At 72.4% G+C, this 21,882-nt stretch carries 21 protein-coding genes and 1 tRNA gene; 15 read left to right on the top strand and 7 right to left on the bottom strand.

The window, feature by feature from the left end; translation table 11 throughout:
• The first annotated feature begins 50 nt into the window (after positions 1 to 50).
• The gene (locus tag ACF08B_RS21355; RefSeq protein ID WP_392318792.1) at positions 51 to 908 is read left to right on the top strand and encodes a fumarylacetoacetate hydrolase family protein; all 858 of its coding nucleotides are present in this window, start codon (positions 51 to 53) and stop codon (positions 906 to 908) included.
• Positions 909 to 1,002: 94 nt separating this feature from the next.
• Here ACF08B_RS21355 and ACF08B_RS21350 read toward each other — a convergent pair whose 3' ends face one another.
• From ACF08B_RS21350 to ACF08B_RS21340, 3 genes are all read right to left on the bottom strand, one after another.
• Positions 1,003 to 1,866, bottom strand: coding sequence for an LLM class F420-dependent oxidoreductase (locus ACF08B_RS21350; RefSeq protein ID WP_392318791.1), 864 nt, complete (start codon positions 1,864 to 1,866; stop codon positions 1,003 to 1,005).
• 108 nt (positions 1,867 to 1,974) lie between these two features.
• Positions 1,975 to 2,469 carry a heme-degrading domain-containing protein gene (locus ACF08B_RS21345; protein WP_392318790.1) on the bottom strand — a complete coding sequence of 165 codons (495 nt, stop codon included), beginning with the start codon at positions 2,467 to 2,469 and terminating at the stop codon, positions 1,975 to 1,977.
• A complete protein-coding gene (locus ACF08B_RS21340; protein WP_392318789.1) occupies positions 2,469 to 3,542 on the bottom strand; it encodes a Gfo/Idh/MocA family oxidoreductase in 1,074 nt (357 codons plus the stop codon). Before ACF08B_RS21340 ends, ACF08B_RS21345 begins: the two co-directional genes overlap by 1 nt.
• Before the next feature lie 48 nt (positions 3,543 to 3,590).
• Between ACF08B_RS21340 and ACF08B_RS21335 the strand changes: the two genes are divergently transcribed.
• The 14 genes from ACF08B_RS21335 to ACF08B_RS21270 all read left to right on the top strand — a co-directional run bounded on the left by ACF08B_RS21335 (position 3,591) and on the right by ACF08B_RS21270 (position 16,622).
• Positions 3,591 to 4,790 carry an ROK family transcriptional regulator gene (locus ACF08B_RS21335; protein WP_392318788.1) on the top strand — a complete coding sequence of 400 codons (1,200 nt, stop codon included), beginning with the start codon at positions 3,591 to 3,593 and terminating at the stop codon, positions 4,788 to 4,790.
• 86 nt (positions 4,791 to 4,876) lie between these two features.
• On the top strand, positions 4,877 to 5,161 hold the full coding sequence (locus tag ACF08B_RS21330) for a hypothetical protein (RefSeq protein WP_073900379.1): 285 nt from the start codon (positions 4,877 to 4,879) through the stop codon (positions 5,159 to 5,161).
• Between the two features lie 141 nt (positions 5,162 to 5,302).
• The gene (locus tag ACF08B_RS21325; protein WP_392318787.1) at positions 5,303 to 6,175 is read left to right on the top strand and encodes a hypothetical protein; all 873 of its coding nucleotides are present in this window, start codon (positions 5,303 to 5,305) and stop codon (positions 6,173 to 6,175) included.
• Positions 6,176 to 6,641: 466 nt separating this feature from the next.
• Positions 6,642 to 7,397 (top strand): GntR family transcriptional regulator, encoded by a 756-nt coding sequence (locus ACF08B_RS21320; RefSeq protein ID WP_392318786.1) that lies wholly within the window; start codon positions 6,642 to 6,644, stop codon positions 7,395 to 7,397.
• 132 nt (positions 7,398 to 7,529) lie between these two features.
• Entirely contained in the window at positions 7,530 to 8,654 is a 1,125-nt protein-coding gene (locus tag ACF08B_RS21315) for a TIGR03364 family FAD-dependent oxidoreductase (protein WP_392318785.1), read from the top strand.
• A gap of 5 nt (positions 8,655 to 8,659) precedes the next feature.
• Positions 8,660 to 9,358, top strand: a complete 699-nt coding sequence (locus tag ACF08B_RS21310) for a phosphonatase-like hydrolase (RefSeq protein WP_392318784.1) — start codon at positions 8,660 to 8,662, stop codon at positions 9,356 to 9,358.
• A gap of 1 nt (position 9,359) precedes the next feature.
• Positions 9,360 to 10,424, top strand: coding sequence for an ABC transporter ATP-binding protein (locus tag ACF08B_RS21305; RefSeq protein ID WP_392318783.1), 1,065 nt, complete (start codon positions 9,360 to 9,362; stop codon positions 10,422 to 10,424).
• Positions 10,425 to 10,518: 94 nt separating this feature from the next.
• Positions 10,519 to 11,289 (top strand): 2-aminoethylphosphonate ABC transporter permease subunit, encoded by a 771-nt coding sequence (locus ACF08B_RS21300; protein ID WP_392318917.1) that lies wholly within the window; start codon positions 10,519 to 10,521, stop codon positions 11,287 to 11,289.
• Positions 11,276 to 12,073, top strand: coding sequence for an ABC transporter permease (locus ACF08B_RS21295; RefSeq protein WP_392318782.1), 798 nt, complete (start codon positions 11,276 to 11,278; stop codon positions 12,071 to 12,073). The genes ACF08B_RS21300 and ACF08B_RS21295 overlap by 14 nt, the downstream gene beginning before the upstream one ends.
• A 43-nt stretch (positions 12,074 to 12,116) precedes the next feature.
• On the top strand, positions 12,117 to 13,172 hold the full coding sequence (locus ACF08B_RS21290; protein ID WP_392318781.1) for a 2-aminoethylphosphonate ABC transporter substrate-binding protein: 1,056 nt from the start codon (positions 12,117 to 12,119) through the stop codon (positions 13,170 to 13,172).
• A 195-nt stretch (positions 13,173 to 13,367) separates the two neighbouring features.
• Complete coding sequence (locus ACF08B_RS21285) at positions 13,368 to 14,147, top strand: HAD-IIA family hydrolase (RefSeq protein WP_392318780.1); 780 nt, start codon at positions 13,368 to 13,370, stop codon at positions 14,145 to 14,147.
• Between the two features lie 160 nt (positions 14,148 to 14,307).
• Positions 14,308 to 14,832: a hypothetical protein gene (locus ACF08B_RS21280; RefSeq protein ID WP_392318779.1), complete on the top strand. Its 525-nt coding sequence runs from the start codon at positions 14,308 to 14,310 to the stop codon at positions 14,830 to 14,832.
• Positions 14,833 to 14,839: 7 nt separating this feature from the next.
• Complete coding sequence (locus ACF08B_RS21275) at positions 14,840 to 15,508, top strand: class F sortase (RefSeq protein WP_392318778.1); 669 nt, start codon at positions 14,840 to 14,842, stop codon at positions 15,506 to 15,508.
• Between the two features lie 82 nt (positions 15,509 to 15,590).
• Entirely contained in the window at positions 15,591 to 16,622 is a 1,032-nt protein-coding gene (locus ACF08B_RS21270) for a glycoside hydrolase family 6 protein (RefSeq protein ID WP_392318777.1), read from the top strand.
• 52 nt (positions 16,623 to 16,674) lie between these two features.
• Here the strand turns inward: ACF08B_RS21270 and ACF08B_RS21265 are convergent, their stop codons facing one another.
• From ACF08B_RS21265 to ACF08B_RS21250, 4 genes are all read right to left on the bottom strand, one after another.
• Entirely contained in the window at positions 16,675 to 18,612 is a 1,938-nt protein-coding gene (locus ACF08B_RS21265) for a galactose oxidase-like domain-containing protein (RefSeq protein WP_392318776.1), read from the bottom strand.
• On the bottom strand, positions 18,609 to 20,612 hold the full coding sequence (locus ACF08B_RS21260; RefSeq protein WP_392318775.1) for a glycosyltransferase family 2 protein: 2,004 nt from the start codon (positions 20,610 to 20,612) through the stop codon (positions 18,609 to 18,611). Before ACF08B_RS21260 ends, ACF08B_RS21265 begins: the two co-directional genes overlap by 4 nt.
• Positions 20,613 to 20,924: 312 nt before the next feature.
• Entirely contained in the window at positions 20,925 to 21,647 is a 723-nt protein-coding gene (locus tag ACF08B_RS21255) for a FadR/GntR family transcriptional regulator (protein WP_392318774.1), read from the bottom strand.
• Positions 21,648 to 21,751: 104 nt separating this feature from the next.
• A tRNA-Lys gene (locus ACF08B_RS21250) sits at positions 21,752 to 21,825 on the bottom strand.
• Positions 21,826 to 21,882: the final 57 nt, after the last annotated feature.

Raw genomic sequence — 21,882 nt, 5'->3', positions numbered from 1 at the left:
ATGGCTGCACCCATCGGCCGGGCGCCCCGCGATCGAGGGAGATGGTGACCATGAAGCTGCTGCGAGTCGGCACGGCAGGGGCGGAGCGGCCCGCGCTGCTCGACGCCGAGGGAACCCTGCGCGACCTGTCGGGCCTCGTGGACGACGTCGACGGCGCGCTCCTCGCCGACGACGTGACGCTCGGCCGGGTACGCGCGGCGGCCGAAGCCGGTGCCCTGCCCGCGCTGGACGCGGCGGGGCTGCGGATCGGTCCGCCGGTCGGCCGTATCGGCAAGATCGTGTGCATCGGGCTCAACTACCACGACCACGCCCGGGAGACGGGCGCCGAGCCCCCCTCCGAGCCGGTCGTCTTCCTCAAGGCGCCGGACACGGTCGTCGGGCCGAACGACACCGTGCTGGTGCCGCGCGGCTCGGTGAAGACCGACTGGGAGGTCGAACTCGCCGTCGTCATCGGGCGTACGGCCCGCTACCTGGCGTCGGCCGAGGAGGGGCTCGCGCATGTCGCCGGGTACACCGTCGCGCACGACGTCTCCGAGCGGGAGTTCCAGATCGAGCGGGGCGGCACCTGGGACAAGGGCAAGAACTGCGAGACGTTCAACCCGCTCGGCCCGTGGCTGGTGACCGCGGACGAGGTGCCGGACCCGCAGCGGCTGCCGCTGAGGCTGTGGGTCAACGGCGAACTCAAGCAGGACGGGACGACCGCCGAGCAGATCTTCCCGGTGGGCGAAGTCGTGCGGTACGTCAGCCGGTTCATGACCCTGTACCCCGGCGACGTCATCAACACGGGGACGCCGGCCGGCGTGGCCATGGGGCAGCCCGAGCCGAAGCCGTACCTGCGCTCCGGCGACGTGGTCGAGCTGGAGATCGAGGGCCTCGGCCGCCAGCGCCAGGAACTGAAGGACGCCTGACAGGAGTACGGGGGGGCGCCCGCCGGGAGAGGGCGGGCGCCGGTCCGCCGTGGTCCGCCGCCCACTCCCTCCCGCGTCCCGCGGGTGGCCCCGGTCACTCCAGGAGATCGGCCAGGCGGCGCCATTCCGCTCGCGGCAGGGAGTCCCGGGGGCTGTCGGAGATGATCTGGAGGGCCAGGTGGTCGGCGCCCGCCGACCGGAAGGTGTCGATGCGGTCGCGGACGCGGTTCTCGTCACCCCAGGCGAAGACCGCGTCGACCAGCCGGTCGCTGCCGCCGCCGGCGATGTCCTCCTCGGTGAAGCCGAGGCGCAGGAAGTTGTCGGTGTAGTTCGGCATGGTGAGGTACATCGCCAGGGCCTCGCGGGCGAGGGCGCGGGCGCGTGCCGGGTCGGTCTCCAGGACGACCATCAACTCCGGGGCGAGCAGCGCGTCGTCGCCCAGAATCCCGCGGGCCCGGACGGTGTGCTCGGCGGTGACCAGGTACGGCACCGCACCCGCCGCCCGGTCCCGGGACAGCTCCAGGGTCTTCGGGCCGAGCGCGGCCAGGACCCGGCGCTCGGCGGGCACCCCGGCCTCGTCCAGCGCGTCCAGGTAGGCGACCAGCGCCGAGTACGGGCGGCGGTACCTGTCGACGAGCTTGGCGTGGCTCACGCCGAGACCCAGCAGGAAGCGGCCGGGGTGCGCCGCCTCGACCTCCGCGAAGGCCGCCGCGCTCTCCCCGGCCTCGTACTGCCAGATGCTCTGGATGCTGGTGCCCACGACGAGCGAGCTGGTCGCCTCGAGCAGCGGAACGGCGTGCCGGGCCGCGCTGCTGCCGCCCAGCCACGCGGCTCCGTAACCGAGTTCCTGGAGCTCGGCCGCCGCCTCCGCCAGCTCACCGTGCCGGGAGGGGTCCTCCGCGCGCAGCCCGACGCTCCAGACGCCGTAGCGGCCGATCCTGTCCTTCAAGCCGCTCATGGGGCGATCCCTTCGGGTGGGGCCGTGATCATCATGTCCACAGCCTTTCCCAACGTTCGAGGTCCCCGGTGTAATCCCGGTGAACTCCCCCGATCGGACCGGAGGGTGTCACCCCGTCAGGAACCGTTCCAGCGCCTCCACGACGAGCCTGTGGTCCTCCAGTTGCGGCAGGCCCGAGACCGTCACCGCTCCGACGACACCCACGTTCTCGACATGGACGGGGAACGACCCGCCGTGGGCCGCGTAGGTGTCCGGGTCGAGCCGGGAGGAGTCCTCGAAGGTCGTGCCCTTGGCGCGGAAGCGGGCGCCGACCAGGTAGGAGGCGGCGCCGTAGCGCTCCACCACCCGGCGCTTGCGGGCGATCCACGCGTCGTTGTCCGGGGTGGAGCCCGGCAGCGCCGCGTGGAAGAGCTGCTGGCCGGCGCGGTGGATGTCGACGGCGACCGGTGCCCGGCGCTCCCGGGCCATCTCCACCAGCAGGGAACCGAGGGCCCACGCGTCGTCGTGCGTGAACCGCCGGAAGACCAGACGGCGTTCCTGCTCCTGGAGTTCCTCGACCGACGGGACCGGCTCGGGCGTGGGCGTGGGGCTGCTCTGGGACATCAGAGGGTCACCGTCACCTTGTCTCGGGCGGACCTGCGGGCCGCTTCCAGTACGTCGAGGGCGGCGGCCGCCTCCAGGGCGGTCACCGGGTTGGGGCCGGCGCCGGTCAGGGCGCGGGCGACGGCCGTGTAGTAGGCGGGGTAGTCGCCCGGGAGGGTCGGCACGGGCGTGCCGCCGCCGGTGAGCGGGGACTCGCCGGAGCCGATCCGGCCCCACAGGGACTGGTCCTCCGCACCCCATTCGGCGGCGGTACCGGGGCGGCTGCCCTCGCGCAGGGCCGCCTCCTGCGGGTCCAGGCCGTACTTCACATACCCCGCGCGCGATCCCAGCACCCGGAATCGCGGGCCGAGCTGGGCGGTCGTCGCGGAGACGTAGAGGTGGGAGCGGACGCCGTTCGCGTGGGTGAGCGCGATGAAGGTGTCGTCGTCCGCCTCGGCGCCGGGCCGGCGGACGTCCGTCTCCGCGTACACCTCGGTGACCGGGCCGAACAGGGCCAGTGCCTGGTCGACGACATGGCTGCCGAGGTCGTAGAGCAGACCGCCGATCTCCGCCGGGTCGCCGGACTCGCGCCAGCCGCCCTTCGGCTGCGGGCGCCAGCGCTCGAAGCGGGACTCGAAGCGCCACACGTCGCCCAGGCGGCCGTCCGCGAGGAGTCCGCGCAGGGTCAGGAAGTCGTTGTCCCAGCGGCGGTTCTGGAAGACCGACAGCAGCAGGCCGCGCTTCTCGGCGAGGGCGGCGAGGCCGCGTGCCTCGGCCGCGGTGCCGGCGACCGGCTTGTCCACGACCACCGGCAGGCCCGACTCGAGGGCGGCCGTCGCCAGCGGGACGTGCGTCCTGTTCGGGGAGGCGATCACCACCAGGTCCAGCTCGTCCGCGCGCGCGAACAGCTCCTCGGGGGTGGCCGCGACCCGCACGTCCGGGAACTCGGCGCGAGCATGCCCCTGCCGGTCGGGGTTGGAGGTCACCACCGTGTCCAGGGCGAGGCCCTCGGTGGCCGCGATCAGCGGGGCGTGGAAGACGGATCCTGCGAGGCCGTAGCCGATCAGGCCGACGCGGAGGGGGGTAGCAGTCATGTGTCCTACTTTCGCAACGCTGTTGCCAAAGTGCAAGCGGCGGGGACAATGGGTGGCGTGAACAGGACGAGGACGACCAGCGGCGGGCCGGCCGGGGCGAATCTGGGCGTGGTGCGCAGCCACAACACCGCGCTCGTGCTGGGGCTGCTCCGGGCCGCCGGCGCGGCAGGGATCAGCCGTCTCGAACTGGCCGAGCGCACCGGGCTGACCCCGCAGGCCGTCAGCAAGATCACCGCGCGGCTGCGGGAGTCGGGGCTCGCGGCGGAGGCCGGGCGGCGGGCGTCGACCGGCGGGAAGCCGCGGACCGTGCTGCGGCTGGTGCCGGAGGCGGGGCATGCGGTGGGCGTGCACCTGGACCGGGACGAGCTGCGGGTGGTCCTGGTCGACCTGGACGGCACCGTGGTGGGGGAGCGGCGCGGGGAACTGGACCTGGGCGCGGGGGCGGAGGCCGTGCTCGGGGCGGTGGGGGACGTGGTCGAAGGGCTGGTGACGGCGGTACTCGGGCGGGCCGGGGACGAGCCGTCCGCCGCTGCCGGGGGTGACGCGGGCGCGCGCGGTCTGCCCCGGATTCCGTCGCTGCTGGGCGTGGGGGTCGCGCTTCCGGGGCCGCTGGACCATGCACGGGGGGTGCTGCACCGGGTCACCGGTTTTCCCGAGTGGGACGGGTTCCCGCTGCGGGACGCGCTCGCCGGGCGGCTGGGCGTGCCGGTCGTGGTGGACAAGGACACGAACGCCGCCGCTCTCGGGCTGTCGGTCGCCGGCGCCGAGGGTGGGGCGGGCGGGTCCTTCGCGTATCTGCACCTCGGCACCGGTCTCGGCGCCGGGCTGGTGCTCGGCGGCGGTGTCCATCGGGGGGCACGGACCGGGGCGGGGGAGTTCGGGCACCAGGTGCTCCAGCTGGACGGACCCCGGTGCGAGTGCGGGAACCGGGGGTGCGTGGAGGTGCTGTGCCTGGCGGCCGTGGCGGACGGGGAGACGGCGGAGGCCGCCCGGGTCCTCGGGGTGGCCGCCGGGAACCTGGTCGGGCTGCTGGACATCGACGTGGTGCTGCTCGGCGGCCGGACGGTGGCCGCCGCGCCCGAGGCGTACGCGCGCGGGGTCGGCGAGGTGCTGGACGCGCGGGCCCGGCGGGAGGGGACGGCCGGGGGGCCGGTGCCGGTGCGGGTCGCCGAGCGGGGCGAGCGGGTCGTCGCGGAGGGCGCGGCCCAGTTGCTGCTGGCGCCGTTGTTCGGGCGGGCGGACGGGTGATTGCCGCACGGGTCGCGTGCGGGGCGGACGGCGCACGGGTACGGCGTCTGCGCACCAGGTGCCGCCGATCCGTGAGGAGTGCAGCCGTGTACGCAGTCGTCAGACGGTACGAAGGAGTGACCGACCCGGCCGAGGCGGGCCGGCGGGTGAACGAGGGGTTCGTGCCGCTCATCCGGGAGATTCCGGGGCTGCGGGCCTACTACTGGGTCGATGCCGGCAACGGGGTGATGATCTCCACGAGCGTCTTCGACGACGAGGCGGGAGCGGGGGAGTCGGTGCGGCGGGCGGCGGTGTTCGTACGGGACCATCTCGCGTCGCTGCTGCCCAAGCCTCCGCAGGTGATGTCCGGCCAGGTCGTGGCTTCTCTGTAGGGACCCCGGGGACGGGGCCGGGGGCGCGGTTCGTACGGCGGACCGGCCCGTCGACCGGGGGGGCGTACGGCTGATCGAGCGGACTTCCCGCCGTAAAGGGAGTGGCGTGCCCCGTCCGTGCCCCCGGACCGGCATGGTCATGTGTTCATGCGACTGTGCCTGTCCACGTCCCTCTGCGTCGCCGCAGCCGCCGCTCTCGTGCCCGTGTCGCCGGCCGCCGCCCACGCGGCCGCGAGCCCCTCCTGCGCGGCGCCCGGCGACCGCGCCTTTCCGCTGACCACCCGCATCCACGGCGGGCCGGGCTCCTACGAGGCGGGCGGAGACTTCGGCACCTGGTACCTCGATCTCACCAACACCACCGGCCGGACCTGCGCCGACATCCACCCCGTGGTCGTCCTCACCGACCGGGAACGCCGTCTGAAGCCGTCCCAGCCCCGGCTGGAGTTCTACGACGGCGGCCGCGCCCTGCCCGTCACGTTCGAGAGCACCGACGAGCAGGAGCTGGTCGGGGTGATGGACGCGGCCGGGTTCAAGGGGTTCACCGTGGCGCCGGGCCGGACCGTGACCGTGAAGGTGAGACTCTCGCTCGCCTCCGACGCCGTACCCGACCAGGTCACCGCCAACGCGGCCGTGATCCAGCGCCGGGGTGCGGACGGCGACTGGGTCGGGCAGTCCAACGACTACCGCTTCGGCATCGACGAGGACACCGAGGGGCCGGGACAGGGGGAGGACGAGGACGGCACCCGTGAGGAAGGGGGCGGGGACGAGGGCGGACGCGACGGGAGCGCCGAGCCCTCGCCCGCCGCGCCGTCCGGCACCGCGCGGGCGACACCGTCCGGCACGGCGGTACCGGGCACCTCCCTGCCCGTCGCCGTCGAGGCCGAGGAGGCCGGCGAGCGGGCCCGCGAGCTCGCCCGCACCGGCCCCGGGCTCGCCCACGGACTGCTCGCGGCCGTCACCGCGCTCCTCGCCGTCACCGGCGGCGCCTTCCTCCTGGCGCGCCGCCGCCGCTGACCCGAGCCCCGGGCTCTACCCGGCTCACCCCGGTCCCAGCGGAGGCACCCTGGCCTGCTCACCCGCACCGGCACCAGCGGCCGCACCCAGGCATGCTCACCGGCCCCGGCACCAGCGGCCGCGCCCCGCCTCTTCCGGGCCCCGGCCGCAGTCCCTCGCCGTCACCGGCGGCGCCTTCCTCCTGGCGCGCCGCCGCCGCTGACCCGAGCCCCCGTCCGGGGCTCCGCCGGGCTCGCCCCGGTCCCAGCGGAGGCACCCTGGCCTGCTCACCCGCACCGGCACCAGCTGAGGCACCCCGCCGCCGTCCGTCGTTCTCCACGGACCCGCGCCCGTCCCCGCACCGACCCGCTCCCGTCCGCTTGCGAGGACGCGGCTCCGGGTCCGTGGCCCCCCGGGCGCGGGTCGCCGGCCGGTCGCCGGAGGCACCCCGTGCCGTGTCCCGGCGCCCGTCTGCGACGATCCCTGCGTGGACTACCCGAACGACCAGGCACCCGGTGCGCCCGTCCGGTCCGGCATTCCGGAGCACGGGCGCATTCCCAAGTACTACGCCGTCAAGGCCCGGATCGCGGCCCTGCTGGAGGAGCTGGGGGAGGACAGCGTCATCCCCACCGAGCGGGATCTCGCCGAGCGCTACGACGTCGCCCGCGAGACCGTGCGGCAGGCCGTGCGGGAGCTGGTGCTGGAGGGGCGGCTCAGGCGCAAGGGCCGCGGGACCGTCGTGGCCGGGCCCAAGCTGGCCCAGCCGCTGTCCCTCGCCAGCTACACCGAGGGCGTGCGCCGGCAGGGCCGTACGCCCGGGCGGGCGCTCGTCACCCTGGACCGGTTCCCGTGCCCGGAGCCCCTGGCCGCCGAGACCGGGCTCACCCGGGGCGAACCGGTCTGGCACCTGGAGCGTGTGCTGCTCGCCGACGACGAGCGCGTCGGCCTGGAGAGCACCTACGTCGCCGTCGAGCGGGTGCCGGGCCTGGCCGCCGACTTCGATCCCGACTCGTCCTTCTACGCCTATCTGGAGGCGCAGGGCATCACCTTCGGCGACGCGGACGAGCGCATCGAGACCGTGCTCGCCACCCCCCGTGAGGCCCTGCTCATCGGCACCCCGCCCGCCCTGCCGATGCTGCTGATCCACCGCGTGTCCCGGGACACCGAGGGGCGGCCGCTGGAGCGGGTCCGGTCCCTGTACCGGGGCGACCGGTTCTCCTTCACCGCCCACCTCGGAGGCTGAGAGCGACCCCCTCCGCAACCTCGCGGAGTATCACGAAAGGATAACGGGTCTAGCCCAAACGTGACGGGTCGTTCACGCTCTCGTTGTGAGCCGGATGTCTCCGGTTACCCGTTCGAGAGGAGCGTTGCCGCCGTGAGAGTGACAGTCGTCGGAGCCGGCGTGGTGGGCACCATGCACGCCTGGCAGGCAGTGGAGCGCGGCCACCAGGTCGTCCAGATCGAGCGCGAGACCGAGGCGCGCGGCGCCTCGCTGCGCAACTTCGGGCAGATCTGGGTCAGCGGCCGCGCCGGTGGAGAAGAGCTGGAGGCCGCCCTGCGGGCGCGGGAACTGTGGGAGGAGATCGGCGCGCGCGTACCGGCGCTCGGCTTCCGGGCCATCGGGTCCCTGACCCCGGTCCGCGGCCCCCTGGAACTCGCCGTCGCCGAGGCCGCCGTGGCCCGACCGGACGCCCCCGCCCGCGGCTACAAGCTGCTCACGCCGGGCGAGGCCCGCGCGATCAACCCCGCCCTGCGCGGCGAGTTCACCGCCGCGCTGTACTGCGAGCGGGACGCGGCCGTCGAGCCGCGCACCGCCCAGCTCGCCCTGCGCGAGGAACTGCTGAAGAACCCGGCCTACACCTTCCTGCCCGGCCGCGAGGTCCGGGAGGTCGTCGGCGCCGGAACCGTCCGGGACGACCACGGAGACGTGCACCACGCCGACGCGGTCGTCCTGTGCACCGGCGCCTGGCTGGGCGGCCTGGTCCGCGAGCTCGCCGGCCCCGACCTGCCCGTGCGCCGCGTCCGGCTCCAGATGATGCAGACCGACCCGCTCGGCGAGCCGCTGACCACCTCGGTCGCCGACGCCGACAGCTTCCGCTACTACCCCGCCTACGCCTCCCCCGCGCTGGACGAGCTCAACGCCCGCCAGCCGCAGGCCGAGACCGCCGCCGCCCACCGCATGCAGCTGCTCATGGTGCAGCGCGCCGACGGCGGACTGACCATCGGCGACACCCACGAGTACGAGCACCCCTTCGCCTTCGACACCGTCGAGGAGCCGTACGAGCACCTCACCGGCGTCGTCGAGTCCCTGCTCGGCCGGCCGCTGCCGCGCATCCGGCACCGCTGGGCCGGGGTGTACGCGCAGTGCACCGAACCCGGCCGGGTGGTGCACCGACAGCAGGTGCGCGACGGGGTGTGGCTGGTCACCGGGCCCGGCGGGCGCGGCATGACCTGCTCCCCCGCGATAGCCGAGACCACCGCGAACGAACTGGGCTGGTGACGAACATGACCACGGAATCCCGAGACATCCGGCTCGTCGTCCTCGACATGGCCGGCACGACCGTCGCCGACGGCGGCCTCGTCGAGCGCGCCTTCGCCGCGGCCGCCGCCGAACTGGGCGTCGAGCCCGGCTCGGCCGAGCACGCCGAGCACCTCTCCTACGTCCGCGCCACCATGGGCGAGTCCAAGATCTCCGTCTTCCGGCACCTGTTCGGCGCCGAGGACCGCGCCCAGCGGGCCAACGCCGCCTTCGAGAAGGCGTACGGCGAACTGGTCGACGACGGCCTGATCGCCCCCGTCCCCGGGGCCCGCGAGGCCATCGGGGAACTGGCGGGCAGCGGCCGAACGGTCGTCCTGACCACCGGGTTCGCCCGCGTCACCCAGGACGCCATCCTCGCCGCCCTGGGCTGGCAGGACCTCGTGCCGCTCACCCTGTGCCCGGCCGACGCCGGCGGGCGCGGGCGGCCCTACCCGGACATGGTGCTGGAGGCCTTCCTCCGGACGAAGGCGGCCGAGGACGTCACCCAGGTCGCCGTCGTCGGGGACACCTCCTACGACGTGCTCAGCGGCGTCCGGGCCGGCGCCGGCCTGGTGGCGGGCGTACGCACCGGGGCGCACGGCGACGACGCGTTCCGTGCCGCCGGCGCCACCCACGTCCTGGACTCCGTCGCCGCCCTGCCCGCGCTGCTCGCCGGAGACCGGTGAGATGGGCATCCGCTTCGACTCCGTCACCGTTGCCTACGACGGGAACGTCGTCCTCGACTCGCTCGACCTGACCGTCGAGCCGGGCGAGGTCATGGCACTGCTCGGGCCGTCCGGCTCCGGCAAGACCACCGCGCTGCGGGCGGTCGCCGGATTCGTACGGCCCGTGTCCGGGCGGGTGTTCCTCGGCGGCCGGGACGTGACGGACCTGCCGCCGTACCGCCGGGGCATCGGGATGGTCGTACAGAGCTACGCCCTCTTCCCGCACCTGCGCGTCGACGAGAACGTGGCCTTCGGCCTGAAGGCCCGCAAGGACCCCGGGACCGCCAGGCCGGCCCGGGACGAGATCCGCCGACGGGTCGCCGAGGCGCTGGAGATGACCGGCATGGCCGCCTACGCCCGCCGCCACCCGCGCGAGCTGTCCGGCGGCCAGCAGCAGCGCGTCGCCATCGCCCGCGCCCTGGCCGTCCGGCCCGGCGTCCTCCTCCTCGACGAGCCGCTGTCCGCGCTGGACGCCCGGCTGCGCTCCGGGATGCTGGCCGAACTGGCCCGGCTGCACCGCGACCTGCCGGACGTGTCGATGCTGTACGTCACCCACGACCAGGTCGAGGCGCTGACCCTGGCCGACCGGATCGCCGTGATGGACAGCGCGCGACTGCGGGCCTGCGGCACGCCGAGAGAGCTGTACCGGGTGCCGGCCGACGAGTTCACGGCCTCGTTCGTCGGCAACGCGAACCTGCTGCCGGTCGACACGCACACCGGGGGAGTCGCCTTCGCCGGCGTGGAGCTGAAGGTCGACACCGCCGACGCGGTGCCGGGTGCCCGGGCCACGCTGTGCGTACGGCCGCACCTGGTCGGACTCGGCGAGGGTCCCAACCGGGTCACCGGCACGGTCACCGAGATCCAGTGGCGGGGCGCCACGCACCGGCTGTACGTCGAGGTCGGCGGGCACACCGTCATGGCGGACGTGCGCGAACTGAAGGACCCGCCCCGGCACGGGGACTCCGTGCACCTGCACTTCGCCCCCGAGGACGCGGTGCTGCTCCCCGCGGGAGTGAGCCGTGGCTGAGGCCGTGACGAAGGCGCGGCCCGCCCCGGACCGCTCGCGCCCGCCGCGCGACGGCAGTTGTGGACCGCGCCCCGCCCCGCACTCCGCCGGAGCGCTGCTGTGGGCCCTCCCCCCGGTCGCGCTGCTCGCCCTCTTCTTCCTCTACCCCCTCGCCCTCGTCGTCCAGCAGTCGTTCCAGCCGGACGGCGGCGGCACCTCGCTCCAGCCGTACGCCGACGTCTTCGCCTCCGCCGCCTTCCGCCACGCCCTGTGGACGACCGTCTGGATCGCGCTGGCCTCCACCGCCGGGTGCCTGGTCCTCGGGTTCCTGCTCGCGCTGGTCATCGCCTTCGTGCCGTTTCCCGGCGCGAAGGCGGTGGCCCGGTTCGTGGACGTGTACCTGTCCTTCCCGTCCTTCCTGATCACGCTGGCACTGCTGTTCATCTACGGCACGACCGGCGTCGTCGGTTCCTTCCAGTTCCTGACCACGCCCTGGGGTGTGCTGCTGGCGGAGGTCACCTACTTCACGCCGTTCGTGATGCGACCCCTGCTCGCCGCGTTCTCGCAGCTCGACACCGCGCAGCTGGAGGCGGCGAGTTCCCTCGGGGCCCGCGCGCCGCGGATCGTGCGGCGGGTGATCCTGCCGGAGGCGCTGCCCGCGCTCGCGGCCGGCGGGAGCCTCGTCCTCGTGCTCTGCCTCAACGAGTTCGGGATCGTGCTGTTCACCGGCGCGAAAGGGGTCACCACCCTGCCGATGCTCGTCTACAGCAAGGCGATCCTGGAGTCCGACTACCCGGGCGCGTGCGTGGTCGCCGTCGTCAACGTCCTGATCTCCGTGGGGCTCTACGGCCTCTACCGGGTGGTGAGCCGTCGTGCTGGTGCATAGCCGCAAGGCCAGGTGGGCCGTGTGGACGGTGTTCCTCGTCCTCTTCGTGCCGCTGTTCGCCCTGCCGCTCCTCGTCGTCCTCGGCGCGTCCTTCGCCACCCACTGGTCCGGCGCCCTGCCCTCGGACCCGACCCTGGCCCACTACCGTGCCGCCACCCGCGGCGAGGCCCTCCGGGCACTCACCACCAGCCTGGTCACGGCCGTCGCCGCCAGCCTGCTGGCCCTGGCCGCCGGCACCTGGGCCGCGCTGGCCGGGGCGGCGCTGGGCAAGCGGTACCGCAGGGTGCTGGACGCCCTGTTCGTCCTGCCGGTCGCCGTGCCGTCGGTCGTGGTCGGACTGGCCGTCCTGGTGGCGTTCTCCCAGCCGCCGATGCTGCTCAACGGCACCCGGTGGATCGTGATCCTCGCCCACACCGTCCTGGTCACCGCCTTCGCCCACCAGTCCGTGTCGGCCGCGATCACCCGCCTCGACCCGGCCTACGAACAGGCCGCCGCCTCCCTCGGCGCCCGGCCCTCCTACGTGCTGTGGCGGGTACGGCTGCCCCTGCTGCTGCCCTCGCTCACCGCGGCCGCCGGCCTCTGCTTCGCCCTCTCCATGGGCGAGCTCAGCGCCACGATGATGCTCTACCCGCCCGACTGGACCCCGCTGCCCGTCCTGATCTACGCGGCCACCGACCGCGGCGCGCTCTTCACCGGCTCCGCCGTCGCCGTGGTGCTCATGGCCGCCACCCTGCTCGTGCTGGTCGCCTTCTCCCGGATCCGCACCCGCGCCTCGTACCGCTGAGCCCTCCCCACACCCCGCCGCAACGCAAGGAGTTCATGCCGTCATGCCCAGAAACCGCGTCACGCTCGCCGTAGCCCTCGCCCTGCTCGCCACCCCGCTGCTGTCCGCCTGCGGAGGTTCCTCCGCCGCCGCCGACGCCAAGGTCGTCACCGTCTACAGCGCCGACGGCCTGAAGGGCGAGAACGGCGACGGCTGGTACGACCAGGTCTTCAAGGACTTCGAGAAGCGGACCGGCATCAAGGTCAAGTACGTCGAGGGCGGCTCCGGCGAGATGGTGCAGCGCGCCGCCCGCGAGAAGTCCAACCCGCAGGCCGACGTGCTCGTCACGCTGCCGCCCTTCATCCAGCAGGCCGACGGCAAGGGCCTGCTGCAGAAGTACACGCCCGAGGGAGCCGACCGGGTCGCCGGCGCGAACAAGGCCGCCGACGGTACGTGGACCGCGGTCGTCAACAACTACTTCGGCTTCGTCTACAACCAGAAGGAGCTGAAGCAGGCCCCCCGGACCTGGGACGAACTGCTCGACGGCGCCTACCGGAACAGGCTCCAGTACTCCACCCCGGGCGTCGCCGGCGACGGCACCGCCGTGCTCATCAAGGCCATCCACGACTTCGGCGGCAAGGACCGGGCGCTCGCCTACCTGAAGAAGCTCCAGGCCAACAACGTCGGCCCGTCCGCCTCCACCGGCAAGCTCGCGCCCAAGGTCGACAAGGGCGAACTGCTCGTCGCCAACGGTGATGTGCAGATGAACCACGCCCAGTCCAAGGACATGCCGAACCTCGGCATCTGGTTCCCGGCCGGCAAGGACGGCAAGGCCACCACCTTCGCCCTGCCCTACGCGGCCGGCCTGGTCACCAGGGCCCCGCACGGCGAGAACGGCCGGAAGCTGCTCGACTTCATGCTCTCCCGGCAGGCCCAGCAGCAGGTCAGCTCTGTCGGCGGCGGCTTCTCCGCCCGCCAGGACGTCAAGGCCACCGACGCCGAAGCCACCGCCCTGGCGAAGCTGATGGACGGCGTGGACGTCTTCGAGCCGGACTGGACCGACATCGACAAGAACCTCACGACGTACGTGGAGGACTGGAAGTCGGCGACCGGCAGCTGATCCCTCCGGGGGTTCGGCCGCCCAACAAGTACCGCCCCGCCGTACGAGGCTGCGGCGGTGCACCGGCGGCAACAACCGGTACTGGGTGATCGACGGGGTACGAATCACGCAGGCCTGATTAGGCTGGGGGCGTCGGTACGCCGTGGTTCCGGCGCCCCCGCTTCTCGCCCGTACGTACGCCAGGAGACGCACAACATGGCAGACCGCAAGCCCATCGAGTCATGGCTCACCGACATGGACGGCGTGCTGATCCACGAAGGGGTGCCGATCCCCGGCGCCGAGGCCTTCCTGAAGAAGCTGCGCGACTCCGGCCGGCCCTTCCTGGTGCTCACCAACAACTCCATCTACACCGCCCGCGACCTGCACGCCAGGCTGCGCCGGATGGGTCTGGACGTGCCGGTCGACAACATCTGGACGTCCGCACTGGCCACCGCCCAGTTCCTGGACGACCAGCGGCCCGGCGGCAGCGCCTACGTCATCGGCGAGGCGGGCCTGACCACCGCGCTGCACGACATCGGCTACATCCTCACCGACCACGAGCCCGACTTCGTGATCCTCGGCGAGACCCGCACGTACTCCTTCGAGGCCCTGACCAAGGCCGTGCGGCTGATCAACGACGGCGCCCGGTTCATCGCCACCAACCCCGACAACGTCGGCCCGTCGACGGAGGGCGACCTGCCCGCCACCGGCTCCGTCGCCGCCCTGATCACCGCGGCGACCGGCAAGAAGCCGTACTTCGTCGGCAAGCCGAACCCGCTGATGATGCGGGCCGGCCTCAACGCGATCGGCGCCCACTCCGAGACCTCCGCGATGATCGGCGACCGCATGGACACCGACGTCCTCGCGGGCCTGGAAGCCGGTATGCGCACCTTCCTCGTGCTCAGCGGCGTCACCCAGCCCGAGGACGTCGACCGCTACCCCTTCCGCCCCTCCCAGGTCGCCGACTCCATCGCGGACCTCGTCGACCTCGTCTGACCCGGCGGGCGGCCCCACCGGCCCGAAACCCCGTGTCACCCGTTCGGAGCAGCAGCGGCGCCCCCGAGGATGCGGGGGCGCCCCCGCCGGGAGAACCTCCTCGTACTGGAGGTTCACGATGGGCTCACTACGCCTGACTCTCTGTACAACCGTCCTGGCCATGGCCGTGCTCACCCCGGCGGCGCACGCGGCGGACGCCGCCGGCGGGGTCAGCCTGACCCCCGCCGTCCCCACGCCGGGCTCCGACGTCACCCTGCGGGTCAGCGGCTGCACGGGCACGCAGGGCACCGCCTCCTCGTCGGCCTTCGTCGCCGACGCCGCCCTGACCGGCGGCGAGGGCGGCCTGACGGGCGAGACCCGCGTCCGGTCGTCCGTCCAGCCGGGTGCCTACGAGGTGCGGGTCGCCTGTGGCGGCTCCTCGATCACCGGCCGGGTCACGGTCGCCCAGCAGGGTGCCGGCGGCCTGGGTGCCGGGGGCCTCGAGCAGCTCCTGCGGCCGCCCTCCGACTCCGCCACGCCCGTCGCCCCGGTCCAGGCGGGCGGCGGAGGCACCGCGCACTTCGCCACCGTGGCCACCAGCGGGTCCGGTCCCGGCAGCCTCCAGGCGGTGACCGGCCTGCTGCTCGCGGGACTCGCCGCGGCCGGCCTCGGGCTCCGCGCCCGCCGGAGCCGGGGCACGCGCTGACGCCTCCATGACCGACGACCGCGAGCGCGCCGCCGGCACCGGGCGGCTCATCACCGCCCTCGCCTGGACCGTGCTGCTGCTCGGACTGTGGCTCTGGGGACGCGGCGTGAGCGGGGTACCGCAGGGCACGGGCACCGACCGCGGCGACGTGTTCGCCATCGGGAGTCCCGCCGACCCGGCGTCGCTGCCCCGCCCGGCGAAACCGCTGGGCGACGCGCGGCCGCAGCGCGTCGACATCCCCCAACTCGGCGTCCAGGCGCCCGTGGTGTCCCGCGGCCTGGACTCCCAGGGAGCCATCGACCCGCCACCCTTCGACCAGCCGGGCGTGGTCGGCTGGTACGGCTCCGGCACCGCGCCCGGCGCGCGGGGGGCGGCCCTGATGGTCGGCCACGTCGACACCGCGACCCGGCCCGCCGTGTTCTACAAGCTCAGCACCCTGGAGCCCGGCGAGACGGTCCGGGTGGTCCGTTCCGACGGCAAGGTGGCCGAGTTCACCATCGACGACGTCCGGGTCCTGCCCCGCGACGACTTCGACGCCCGGCAGGCCTACGGCCCCCACGAACCGGGCCGCGCCGAACTCCGGCTGATCACCTGCGGCGGCACCTTCGACCACGCCACCGGCAGGTACACGGCCAACGTCGTCGTCTCCGCGTACCTCACCGGCAGCGGCCCCTGACCGCACGGCGCGACCTCGTGACGCCGCGACGGGATATGCCAGGATTGGCACCCGGACCAATGCGCGCCCAGGGGGGAATCGCATGTACGACAGCAGCAGCGCCCGGACTCCGGCACGGACACGGGCGGCGACCGCGGTGCTGCTGGGGGCGGCGCTGCTGGCCGCGGGCTGCTCGTCCGGCGACGGGGACGGGGAGCAGGACCCGGCGGCCCGGATCACCCAGCAGCCCAAGTCCGCCGACCCGTTCTGGGTCAACCCGGACGGCAGCGCGGCCCGGCAGGTCGCCGCCTACGTGAAGGACGGCCGGAAGACCGAGGCCGAGCAGATACGGAAGATCGCCGAGCAGCCGACGGGGGAGTGGATCGGCCCGGAGAACCCGGAGCAGGAGGCCCGCGGCTTCACCGAGGCCGCCGAGAAGTCCGACCGCACCGCCCTGCTCGTCCTCTACAACATCCCGCACCGCGACTGCGGCCAGTACTCCCAGGGCGGCGCCGCCGACGGCAACGCCTACCGCAGCTGGATCGACGGGGTGGCCCGGGGCATCGGCGACCGCCCCGCCACGGTCGTCCTCGAACCCGACGCCGTGCTCCACCTCGTGGACGGCTGCACCCCGGACGAGTTCCACGAGGAGCGCTACGACCTCCTCAAGAACGCCATGGCCAAGCTCAAGTCCCTGAAGAACACCAAGGTCTACCTGGACGCCGGGAACGCCGGCTGGGGCCACCCCGACCAGATCTTCGAGCCCCTGAAGTGGGCGGGCGTCGCGCAGGCGGACGGCTTCTCCGTCAACGTGTCCAACTTCTACTCCACCAAGGACTCCATCGCCTACGGCAGGCAGCTGTCGGCGAAGGTGGGCGGCAAGCACTTCGTCCTCGACACCAGCCGGAACGGCAACGGCCCCTACGCACAGGGCGATCCGGCCGAGCGGTGGTGCAACCCGCCGGGCCGGGCGCTCGGCGAGACCCCGACGACGAAGACGGCGGACCCCTTGGTCGACGCCTACCTGTGGGTCAAGCGTCCCGGGGAGTCCGACGGCACCTGCAAGGACGGCCCCAAGGCGGGCCAGTGGTGGCCGGCCTACGCCCTGAAGCTGGCGAAGGCGTCCGACTCCTAGGCGCGCGGGCGCGGCCGGCCACCGGGCCGCCGCGCCCTTCGCCGGGGGAGCGCTACGGCACCTTCACCCACTGCGCCTTGCTCGGGGTGCCCCGGCCGTCGTCGACGAACAGCATGTACCACCCCGACTGCACCAGGTTCCGGCTCTTCGGCACCGTCACGGTGACCTTGTTCCCGGACGTCCTGAAGTCCAGCGCGATGGACCGCTGGTCCACGTCCGTCACATGCGTCGACGCGCTCGGCCGGATGAGCCGCGCCTTCTTGATGGCCGCCGCGTCGCGTGAGGTGAACGTCCCCGAGGCGCCGCGGGCTATCGTCCGCGGTCCGCCGCTGAGCGTCGGCCGGGAGTCCCGGTACAGATAGGGCGGGGTGTACATCTCGATCCGCTGCTCGAACTTCCCCGGCTTGGTGTTCGCCGCGTCCGCGTACAGGGAGTCGGACCCGAAGAACATCACCCGCCCGTCGGGCAGCAGCAGCGACCCGGAGTGGTAGTTGCGGCCCACCAGCGGATCGGCGACCTGCGTGAAGCTGTTGCTGTCCGGGTGGTACAGCCGCGCCTGGTGGATGTTGGAGTCGCCGCGTCCCCGGTAGTCCTCCGAACCGCCGGACACCAGCACGGTGTCGTCGGGCAGGATCGAGGACTGCGGGTACCGGGTGCCCTTCTCCAGTTCGGGCCCGTCGGTGAAGCGCGGGTTCTTCGCCTTGAGGTCGATCAGGCGCGTCTTCCTGCTCGACAGCTTCGACTCGCCGACCCCGCCGCCGCCGATCACCATGAACTTCTCGTTCTGCGCCGGCGGCAGCAGCACCGTGCCGGACGTCTCCAGCAGACCGGGGTCGGAGAGCCCCGGCAGCTTGGTGAACTTGTTGGTGCCGACGTCCCAGACACCGGGCTTGCGGCCCACATTGTCGGGGCCGTAGCCCGCGTTGGAGCCCGAGTAGAAGACCTTCCCGTTCTGCATCAGGAACAGCGCCGGGTACGTCGGGAACTGCCGGAGCTTCGAGGTGTACGACCACTTCTTGGTCTTGGGGTCGAAGATCTCGTTCTTGCCCGGCACCAGCTGCCCGATGTCGTCGAGCCCCGAGACGCTGAGCACCTTGCCGTCCGACAGGGTCGTCAGCGTCGGGTACCAGCGGGCCTCGTTCATCGGGTCGACCTTGATGTACCGCTCGGCGACCGGATCGAACTCATAGGCGTCGCGGATGCCCTGGAAGTCCTTCTTGTCGAGGGCGAGCTTCTGCGCGATGCCGTAGGTGTTGCGGGCGTCGACGCCGGTCAGGCCCTGGATCCGGTAGTTGTCCTGGGTGCCGGTCTCGTACTTGGAGCCGCTCGACTGGGCCTCGACGTAGATCCGGCCGAGGCCCGGGTCGTTGCGCTGGAAGACACCGGTGTTCGGGTCGAACACCTTCTTCGCGCGGGGCACCAGCACGGGGTCCTTGGAGACGAACGTCTTGCCGTTGGTCTTGCCGCTGAACTTGGTGCCCGCGGGCAGCGTGATCGGCTTGTCCGGGTTCTCGTTGTGGACGATCATCAGGCCGCCGGCCTTGGTGACGTCACCCTTGAGCTTCTCGTACCGCCTGGTGCCGCCCGCGATGAGCAGGTTGCCGTTCGCCAGCTGGGTGTGCCCGGTGCAGAACAGGTCGGCGGGCGTGGGGATCTTCTTGATCGTGCCCTTGACCGGGTCCCAGATCCGGGTGTCGAACTTCTTCCGGTCGAAGTTGTCCTGGTTGTTGCCGGAACCCGCGACCAGCAGCACCTTGCCGGTGTGCAGGAGCGCCGCGTGGATGGTGTCCTGGCGGTACTCCTCGGGGAACTCGACGATGTCCCAGTGGCCGTTCTCGGCCTTGTACTCGGGCTTGTTGATCTTGTACTGGTGGTAGCGCTCGGTGCCGAAGCGGTAGAGCCACGGCCCGTTCATCCCGGCCAGCGCGATGACCACCGCCGTGCCTATCGCGAGTCGACGGGCGCGGCGGCGGCCGGCCTGGTCCTTCATTCCTTACGTCCCCCAAGTCCACCAAGGGCGGTCTGCATGTTCTCGTCGTACTCCCCGTTCGGGCCGGCGCCCGGAGTCCCGTGCGGGGCGGCCCAGCCGGGGCGCCGCTGCGGTGCGTGCGGGGCGCGGGGCGAGCCCTGCGCGGGCACCGTGTCCTGCGGTCCCGTGCCGGCCCCCGCGGGTGCGTCCGCGACGGCCCGGGGCCGCTTCTTCGCCTGCCGCAGCTCGTGGCGCCAGACGAAGACCGGGAAGCCCGTGATGAGCATGGCGAACGCGGCCCAGGTCACCATCGCCGGGTGGGAGTGCCCGAGGACGAAACCGGCGACGACGGACGCGGCGAAGATCCCGATGAAGTACCAGTGGTACCGGAAGGTGCCGAACCAGGTGTCCGGGCTCGCCGAGTCGCCCTTCGGGGTGACCACGAACTTGCTCTTGCGTCGCAGCAGGGAGTCGATCAGCGCCTTCGCGTAGAGCGGCGCGGACAGGGCCGACATCACCATGCCGGCCACACCGCCGGAGCCCTCCGGCTCGTGCGGGGAGACGTTGTGCCGGCGGTTCCAGATGTACAGGCCGATCTGGAGCGCGGAGGCGTTGCCGTACAGCATCAGCCACACGGTCGGGTCGATGTTCACACCCGAGGCGCCGAGACCCAGGAACAGGGCGCAGCTCAGGGCCGCGAGGATCCAGTTCAGGGCGGACATCGGGTAGAAGATGATCATCATCGTGTAGTTGAAGAGCTTGCCCGGCGGCAGCGAGTACCAGCCCTTCCAGTACTGCTTCAGGATCGTCTCGTACGTACCCCGCGACCAGCGCATCTGCTGGGTGAAGAAGTCCGTCCAGGCGGCGGGTCCCTCACCGACCGCGAGCACGTCGGGGGTGTACACCGACTTCCACTTGCGGCCGGTGACCGGGTTCTTCGCCCGGTGGATCTCGAAGCCGGTCGCCATGTCCTCGGTGATCGAGTCGTACAGACCGCCGATCTGCTTGAGCGTCCTGATCCGCACCGCGTTCGACGTGCCGACGAACATCGGGGCGCCGTAGCGGTTGCCGGCGCGCTGGATCAGGGCGTGGAAGAGGAACTGCTGCGACTCGGCGGCCTTGGTGACGAAGTTGTCGTAGTTGCCGTACACCTGCGGGCCGATGACGAAGCCGACATCGGGGTCGCGGAAGAAACCGAGCATCCGCTCCAGGTAGTTGGGCAGCGGGACGTGGTCGGTGTCGACCGAGGCGAAGAAGTCGTAGTCGTCGCCGTGCGCCGCCAGCCAGGCGTTGTAGTTGCCGTGCTTGGTCTTGGCGCGGTGCGGGCCCGTGGGCTGGTTCCACTGTGCGACGCCCTTGCGGGAGAAGTGGTGCACGCCGAGCCGGGCGCACACCTCCTTCACGGCAGGGTCGTCGCCCTCGTCCAGCAGCCACACGTGCATCAGGCCCCGGTGCCGCAGCTTCACGGCCGCCTCCAGGGTCTTCGTCACCATCTCCAGCGGCTCCTTGCCGGGCACGAAGGAGGTGAGGAAGGCGACGCGGGTGCCGGTCTCGGGCACCACCGGGACCGGGTCCCGGGCGACGAGGGTGGCGTGCGCGTTGGACAGCACGTTCATGCAGCGGAAGAACTCGATCAGGCCGATCGCGACGAGCATGACGATGTCGAGGGCCGGCAGGAAGTCGTAGGCCGGATAGTCGCGTTCGGTCCAGTGCTCCGGCTGGAGCAGCCAGAACAGCAGCACCAGCGAGAGCACCGGCGCGGCGCCCAGCATGAGCGCGGCGCGTATCCGGTGCGGCTCCTGCGAGAGCAGCGAGCGGTACTGCACCGTGTACGGCTTCGTCGGATCGGGCTGGGTGAGGGGCCCCGAGAGCCGGCTGTAGTGCTCGTAGTCGTATCTGGGCAGGGTCTTCTTTATTCGGCGGAGCTGCCCCGTCCGCTGGCTGACCGCCCTCAGCTGTGTGGTCTGTGACGGGTCGTCGTGAGCGTGGCTCTGTCCGGCGCCCGTCGGCGTCGACGTCATGAGTCATTCCCCCCACACGCAGGTCACCGCGTGTTTCGTCGGTCCTTACCGCCCGCCCGGGTCCCCTCGGTCCGTGCGTGCGGAGTCAGTGATGGGTCGTATCACCACGTCCTGCCCACCCTATAGACATGGGACGGCGACCCTCCGGTTGCATGATGCCCCCCTCGGCACCGATTCGTGAACGGGGCCCCCTCCCCCGCCGGTGCGCGACCGGCCGCTCCCCGTCAACTGCCGTCGGCCGGAGCGGCCTTGTGGCAACAGGGTTCTACGGTGGTCAGCAGATCGCAAGACGCGAAACGCCGTGTTTACCCCTCAAACCCGTTCATTGCGTCGTGCGTGGGGCTCGGGAGGCTCGGATGCGCCGGTGGTGGACAGGCGGGTACGGATGTTGCCGAAGTGGTCCCTTATGGCCTCCTCCGCCCGCAGCGAATCACCGGACCGGACCGCGTCCAGGATCTCCCGGTGCTGGCGGCAGGTGACGCGCGGATCCTGCGGCACGTCCACCAGGTCCCGCTGCACCCGGTGGAAGGCGTCCCAGAACGCCTCCAGCACCTCGCTCAGCAGCACGTTGTCCAGCCCCCGGTAGAGGGTGGCGTGAAAGGCACGGTCGGTCTCGGCGAGGCCGGTCCCTTCCGCGGCCTCTTGTTCCATACGGTCCACGAGCGCGTTCAGTTCAACGAGGTCCGCCTCCGGCAGCCGTCCGGCCAGCCGGGACACCAGTCCGGTCTCCACGGCCTCGCGCAGCTCCAGCAGCTGGAGCAGGGAGTCCTCGCCCCGGTAGTGCCCGGCGACGGTGCGGAAGGCCAGGCCCTCGATCATCGGTGCGAACGACATCGAGCCCACGTAGGTGCCGAAGCCGTGCCGGATCTCCACGATCCCCATGGCCTGGAGCGCCTTCAGGGCCTCGCGCACCGAGTTCCGGCTGGCCCCGAGGTACTCCATCAGCTCGGGCTCGGTCGGCAGCGGGGCGCCCGAGGGCAGCCGCCGGTCGACGATCAGCTTCTTGATCTGCTCCTGAAGGTCCCGGGCTGCCATGGCCAGAGGGTATCCGGCCAATCGGGGGGAGGGCCCTCTTCCGGTCGCGGTGGATCCCGGGCATGCGAAAGGCCCCCCGCTGCTGCGAGGGGCCTTCCGGTCGGTGCGCCGCCAGGGACTCGAACCCCGGACCCGCTGATTAAGAGTCAGCTGCTCTAACCAACTGAGCTAGCGGCGCCTGCTGACGAGGAAAACTCTACATGACCTCCACGGGTGCTCCTGACCGCCCGGCGGT

The organism is Streptomyces sp. NPDC015139, assembly GCF_043079785.1.
Lineage (GTDB): Bacteria > Actinomycetota > Actinomycetes > Streptomycetales > Streptomycetaceae > Streptomyces > Streptomyces albidocamelliae.
The sequence above is the reverse complement of the archived record's forward strand: the minus strand, read 5'-3'. Positions and strand labels throughout refer to the sequence as shown.